We start from the raw sequence: 6,841 nt of genomic DNA, 5'->3' as shown, positions 1-6,841 counted from the left end.
CCCCTGCCCCACCCATGCTCCACTCGGGCTCCGGACGGGCCTCGCCCAGGAAGACGACGCCCACACGGACGGGGACACCCCCCCGCACCATCCGTCGAGCCGCCAACGCCAGCGCCGCCAGCTCATGCGTGTACGCCGCGGCCCCCAGCGGATGTCGCCCACCTGACTTGTAGGCCAACACCACGGCCTCGCCCCGTGGCGACTCCCACAGGACATCCACCACGCCCTCCAGGCAGACGCCGTCCTCCAGCACCAACGAGAAGGCCAGGTTCCGGTGCACCGCGCGCGACGGCGACTCCGCGAGCAAGCGAGCGAAGTCCGTGACGAGGAAGCGCTCCACAGTGCCCAGGACGTCTTCCATGCCCTCCTCGTCCGGCAGCGCGCCCGCCTCGCGAAGCAGGGTCTCCAGATGGGCCCGGCGCTCGCTCGCATCCACGTCACGCGCCGACGCGAGCCGCAGGTCCACTCCGCGCAGCAACTCGCGCACCAACTCCGTGGGACTCTTCGCTGGCAGCCAACCTTCCGGGTCGACGAGGAGCGGCTCCTCTCGCACGGGCACCTCCCACGGCCAGGGCGCGCCGCGAAGACCCAGCCGGTGCAGGTAGTGGAAGCGGCGCGGACAGGCGAGGAAGTCCTGCACCGCGCTCACCGGAGCGGAGACTCCCGCGGGCGACTCACCCAGCTCAAGCAGTCCACCCCGCACGCGCAAGAGCGCGGCCTCCACGCGGGACTTCGCGAGCACGAGCGCCTCCGGCCCGGGAGGCGCCGGGTCGGGAGGAGGCGGCAGCTCATCCACGTCCACGTCGTCCACCAACTCGCGCGTGGCGACATCCTCCAGCCGGGCATCGACGAGATGCCACCACGATTCCTTGCTCGACCGAGGCTCAGCACCGCCGGAGAGGACCAGCAGGTCGCGCGCGCGTGTGAGGGCCACGTAGAGCAGGCGGCGATACTCGGCGTCCTCACGCGCCTTGATTTCCTGACGCACCGCCTCGAAGCGGTTGGAGGTGTATTCCTCCACCGAGTCGGGGACCCACGGCTTGAGGGCGATGCCGTGCGAGCGCTCGAAGTGCACGCGCGCCGAGGTGCCCCGACGCTTGCTGCCCATGGCCGGCACCACGACGATGGGCCACTCCAGCCCCTTGGCGCGATGGATGGTGAGCAACTGCACCGCGCGAGGGTCTCCCGCGTCCAGCAGGTCCGCCTGCGCCTCGTTGGGTTTGGACTCGGCCAGCATGCGCAGCTCGCGCGCGAAGGCCACGCAGCCGCCCGTGCCACGCTCGTCCCGCCGCGACGCCAGCGACAACAGCTTCTCCACGTTGGCGCTCGCCTGCTCCGCGTAGGGAGAGCCCGCCAGCGCCTCGCGATACCCCGTCATGTCCAGCGCCGCGAGCAGCAGCTCCCTCACGCCCAGCCGGTCCCGCTCGCGACGCAACACCGGCAACGCCGCCAGGAACCCCGCCAGGCGCACCCGCTCGCGCTCCGACAGCTCCGTCAGCACCGTCTCATCCGTCAAGCGCGCGGACGCGAGTGACAGCGGCTGCTCTCCGGCGAGATGGAACAGCGACGCGTCGGTCAATCCCACCAGTGGTGAGCGCAGCACGGCCGCGAAGGCGAGCGCGTCCTCCGAGTCCGCGAGCAGCGCCAACAGCGAGGCCAGGTCCAGCACCTCCTGCGCGCCGTAGAAGCCGCGCCCGCGCAGCACCCGGTGCGGCACGTGGTGCCGGATGAGCGCCTGGCGATAGATGTCCAGGTGCGTGAAGGTCCGGAACAGCATGGCCACGTCACCACCGCGCGCGGGCCGTGCTCCTTCGCCATCCTCGCGTTCCACGGTGGGCGCCGCGCCCGGCGCGAGCAGGATGCGCAGTCGTCGCGCCACGCAGTCCGCATCCAACCAGCGCAAGTCGCCCGCGGTCTCCTGCTCCTCCAGGTGGAGCCGCTCCACCGCGGGTGACTCGGAGAGCGAGTCACGCTTCGGAGACAGGTCGTCCTCCTCGGGGACGTAGATGACCTCGAACGGACGCGGCGCCTGGGAGTCCGCCGCCACCATCACCCCGGCGAAGGCGTGATTGAAGAAGGACAGGAGCCCCGGCACCGAGCGGTAGTTGTCCTGGAGGAAGCCTCGCGTGCCACCCTCGTCGACAATCTTCCGCGCGAGCACGGTGAACACGGAGACATCCGCGCCACGGAACTCGTAGATGGACTGCTTGCGGTCTCCCACCGCGCAGAGGAACGCGGGCTCCAGCGGCAGCGCGGACACCAGGTCCACGTCCGGCGCCAGCGCGCGCGGGCCTTCCTCGCGCCGCTCCGCGAGCAACAACACCAGCTCCAACTGGAGGCGGTTGGTGTCCTGGAACTCGTCCACCATCAGCGCGCCCACGCGCTCCTGCGCCTGTCGGCGGAACTCGGGATGATCTCGCAGCAGGTCTCTGGCCTTCACCAGGAGCGATGTGAAGTCGAAGACGTTGCGACGGGAGAACTCCGCGTCGTGCCGGGTCTCCACGCGGCCCAGCAGGTCGCGGAACGTGGCCTCGAAGGGTGCGGTATGCCACGCGGCCCAGGCATCCACCAGCATGCGCACCGGCTCGCTGCCCTTGCTCTTGCGCTTGTAGATGCGCCAGTAAAGCTCCCTCACGGGGGTGGCGGCGCCCTTGCTGAGCTTCGAGATGTTGCGGGTGTCCGTCGCGAAGCAGGCGCGCAGCCAGGGGTAACGGTCACCCTTCTGGAAGTTCTCCGCCGTCAGCCCATGGAGTGCCTTCTCCAGCGCGCCCACCAACTGTCCCCACTCGCCCTTCGCATCCAGCGCGCGTGCGTCCGCGCACAGCCGCAGGCACTCGTTCACCGCGTCATCGAACTCCGCGTGAGCCTCGGCCGCGTCGCCGACAGGCGCGAAGGCCGCCTTCAGCCCCTCCTCACGCAGCTTGCCGTAGACGGACACCAACGCGGCCACCAAACCATCGGAGAAGCCCGAGTCGGAGAAGCCCAGCTCCTGACACAGCTCGCGCACCTGCGCGTCACCCGCCTCCAGCGCGTCCAGCACCACGCGCTCGACCACGTCCCGCACGAGACTGGAAGCCTCCAACTCGTCCAGCACGTCGAAGCTCGGGTCGATGCCCACCGCCGGAGGGGCCCGCCGAAGCAGCTGGCCGCAGAGCGAGTGGAACGTGCCCACCGTGGCCGAGCCCAGCTCCTCGCGCAGCTGCCGCCACGCCTCGGGCAACGGGAAGGGCCGGCCCAGCCGTTCGAGCGACGCGCGCAGATCCTTTTCCTCGTCCGATGGGACGTCGCCCTGGGCCAGCCCATCCAGACGCTGACGCACACGGGAGCGCATCTCCGCCGCGGCCTTGTCCGTGAAGGTCAACATGCACAGCCGCGCGGGACGAATCGGAGCGCTCGCCTCGCGCGCACCGGCCAACAGGTGCAGCGTCATCGTCACCAGGCTGTACGTCTTGCCCGCGCCAGCACCCGCCATCAACGCGAGGTTGCGCTCCAACGCGAGCAGGGTGGGCTCCGCGCTCATCCACCCTCCTCCGCCATCTGGCGATCCGTGATGCGGCACACTGCGCGGAAACCACACGAGCCGCAGTCCTGGGGCCGCGCGGCGAACTGGCCCGCGCGCAGCGTCTTCACCAGCGACTCCACCGCGTTGGGCAGGTTGCGCCCCTCCTTCGCCGCGACCATCGCCCGCACCTCTGGGTCCGTCGAGAGCAACTCCTCCAATTCCTGCGCGGGGACGACATCCGACAAGAGGATGGTGTTGCCGGTGCGCAGCGAGAACCACGCGGCCTGGCTCGCCGTCGCATGCCCGCTCTCCCGGGCCGCGAAGAGATACAGCGGCAACTGGAAGTCCGACGTGAGCAGCTTCTTCTTCAAGTCGCTCTTGTCCAGGCTCCCGGACTTGTAGTCGATGACGCCCACCTCGGAGCCCGAGACGTCGAGCCGGTCGATGGTCCCCTCGAAGACGATGGCGTCCCCTTCAATGGGGAGGATGACGCTGCGCCAGCGGTCATCCTGGGCAGCGGGACCGAACTTGAGTTCGAAGCCCTCCGGCACCATCCGCTCGAACGGGAGTCCCCGGCTCTCGTCCACCAGGATGCGACGGGCCATCGCCCGCGCCTTCTCGTGCGCCAGCTTCCACAGCGCGGGGTGCCCCACGTGGTGGAACCTCTCGAAGTGCGCCACCGCAGACTGGAGCGCCGTGTCGAGCACCTCGTCCGGCACATCCTCCGGGGCCTTGCCCAGGAGCTGGTGCTCCTTGAGTGCCTGGAACACCTCCTCGACCACGCGGTGCCAGAAGGTGCCACGCCCTCGCGCGTCGAACTCCTCGCCCGGGCGGTCCGGCTCGGGCACCTTCAGTCCGTACGTGAGGAAGCCCTGGAAGCCACAGTTGCCGAAGCGCGCGAGCGCGGACGCGGACAACGGCCGCGTGAGGTCGAAACGGAAGGCCTCGCGCAACGACGCGCGCAGCGTGTTCCTGTCCACCGAGCCCGTGTAGTTTCCCGGCTGCTTGTTCAGGTCGCCGAAGAAGTACAGCCGCTCCACCTCCACCAGCGACAACTCGCGGGCGCCCGAGTACCAGGCCTCCTTGTCGAAGTGATTCTTGAGCAGCGACGCCGCGGCGTCCGGCTCGGTGATGCGCAGCTTGGGAGGCGACAGGGCCTCCAGCGCGACACAGCGACGCAGCTCGGACTCGGACAACACCTCGTCGAGCGAAGGGATGGGCGGCAACGAGCGCGGCTGCCACGTCAGCGCGGTGAGCCGACGCACCTCCTCCAGGAACGAGGACGGCACCTGCTCCTGCCCCCCCGAGCCCTCCATCGAGAACGACAGGCTCAGCGTCTCCTCCGCCGCCGCGAGCGCGCTGGCGAACAGCAGCCGGTCCTCGGTGAGCCGCCACTGCGCGCGCTCCTCGAACTCGCCGCCCGTGAGCCGGAACACATCCCGCCCCAGGTGCTGGTTGAGCGCGGACCGCTCCGCGTCCCCGAGCAGCGGAGAGGGCGCGTTGCGTCCGGGGAAGCGTCCCTCGGTGAGCCCCGCGATGAAGAGGTGCCGGAACGAGCGCCCCGGGACTCCGGCGGCCTCCAGCACCTCCACCGCGGCGCCGCGAGGTCCCCGCGCGGGCAGGTGCGCGTCCGCCATCGCATCGCGCAGCCAGCGGCCGAAGGTGCGACGGCGCAGCACCGGACCGCCTCCCACCGCCTTCATCGTCCGCAGCAGCCCCTGGACGCGCTGCCGGAGCGCCTCGCGCGCGGCCTCGTCGCGGGCACGTGCATCCAGCGCGCGCGCCGCGAGCCCGCCTTCCTCACGAGCCTCCAGCACACCCTCGGAGTCCATCAACCCCAGCCGCTCCACTACGTACCACCACGTGGCCAGCAGCTCCGCGACGGTGCCCTTCTCGGGGATGCGTCGGCAGTAATCCACCAACAACTGGCAGCGCTCGCGCAGCAGGCGCACGGCGTGGATGCGCGCGGTTGCGTCCTTCTTCTGCGCGCTCTGCAACGCCTGGAGTCGACGCGCGAGTCCATCCAGGCGAACGTCGTAGGCACCGCGTCCGCGCAAGGCACCCAACCGGTCATCGCGCACGGCCGCGAGCGCGAAGAGGCTCGCGGGAGCCTCCGGGCCTCCGCGCGACAACGTCGGGGCGTAGCGACTGCCGACGAGCTCCGCGACGCGCTCGGCCGGGAAGCCATCCTCCACCAGGAGCGGCAGATCCAGCGCCAGTCGCACCGGCCCCGCCAGCGCGAGCGGCTCGCCCCAGGGCAGGCGCACCGGCACGCCCAGCTCTCCGAGCGACTCCGCGAGCCACCCGGCCTCCGGACCCAGCTCGCGGTAGGCGATGGCGATGTCCGCGGGTGACGCGCCATCGGCGATGAGCCTGCGCACGTCCCGCGCCACCAGCCGCGCCTCGTCCCGTGCCGTGGCCGCGCTCCACACGCGCGGATGGAGCTTCGCGTCCTTCAACACGTCACGCGGCGCGCGCGGCGAGAAGGCGAAGCGCCCCAGGTCGATGAAGGGCCGGGCCTCGAAGGTGACGTCCGCCTTGAAGAGGTCCACATGCGGCATCGTCTCGCCACGGTTCTCGAACGCCCGGAACAGCGAGGCCAGCGCCGCGTCCGCCACCGGCGAGCCACCCACCGGCGTCTCCACCCGCAGCGTCACGCGCCGCGACTCACACGCGGCGGCCAGCGCCAGCAACAGCTCCAGGCCCGAGGGCCGCACGTCGTAGACGCCGTGCAGGACGAGCGTGCCCACGCCATCCCAGCTCGCGGGCCACTCGCCGCGCCCCAGTGCCTCGCGTGAGCCTCGGAGCACGTCCTCGCGGTCCGCGAGCCCCAGCTCGGCGAGCTTCTGCTCATACAGGTGGTACAGCCGGGCGAGCACCCGCACGTGCTTCTGCCGTTCGGGCGGGAGGACCTCCACCGCGTCCTGCAGCTCGCGCGGAGACAGGCGCCCCGCCTTGAGGTCCAGCACCACCTCCAGCCCCGCGCGAGCGAAGGCCGGCTCCCGGACGTACTCCCCGAAGTGCGTGGGCCCCAGCAACGGGCCCAGCGAGGCCAGCACCGCACGCGCGCCCACCGCCGGGCAGGGACGGCGATTCAGCTCGCGAGCGCCGCCGAGGGCCCCCAGCAGCTCATCCCAGGTGAGCAGGTCCGTCCCCAACGCCAGGCCCCGAGCGTTCCGCTCCGCCCGCAAGGCGGCCTGACGCCGACCGGCATCGGGGAACACGTGGAGGGTGCGAACAGGGCGGGCCATGGATGCGCGGAGTGTAGAACGACCAGAGGGGTCGCTTTCATGCTCCATTCCGCGCTCGCCGCCCAGTGTGTTCGCGAGCCCGCCTGCC

2 protein-coding genes are annotated in these 6,841 nt (G+C 71.0%); both read right to left on the bottom strand.

Features of this window, described 5'->3' with window-relative positions:
* Nucleotides 1-3,520: UvrD-helicase domain-containing protein (locus HUW62_RS15135; RefSeq protein ID WP_176434867.1), on the bottom strand; the 3,520-nt coding region annotated here is incomplete at its 3' end.
* Nucleotides 3,517-6,753, bottom strand: coding sequence for a PD-(D/E)XK nuclease family protein (locus HUW62_RS15130; RefSeq protein WP_163868361.1), 3,237 nt, complete (start codon nucleotides 6,751-6,753; stop codon nucleotides 3,517-3,519). The genes HUW62_RS15130 and HUW62_RS15135, both read right to left, overlap by 4 nt.
* Between the last annotated feature and the right edge of the window lie 88 nt (nucleotides 6,754-6,841).

The sequence above is a fragment of the Myxococcus sp. AM011 genome, assembly GCF_013372595.1.
In the GTDB taxonomy this organism is placed as follows: Bacteria; Myxococcota; Myxococcia; order Myxococcales; family Myxococcaceae; genus Myxococcus; species Myxococcus eversor.
Note: the sequence above shows the minus strand (reverse complement) of the source record. Positions and strands in the feature narration are given on the sequence as shown.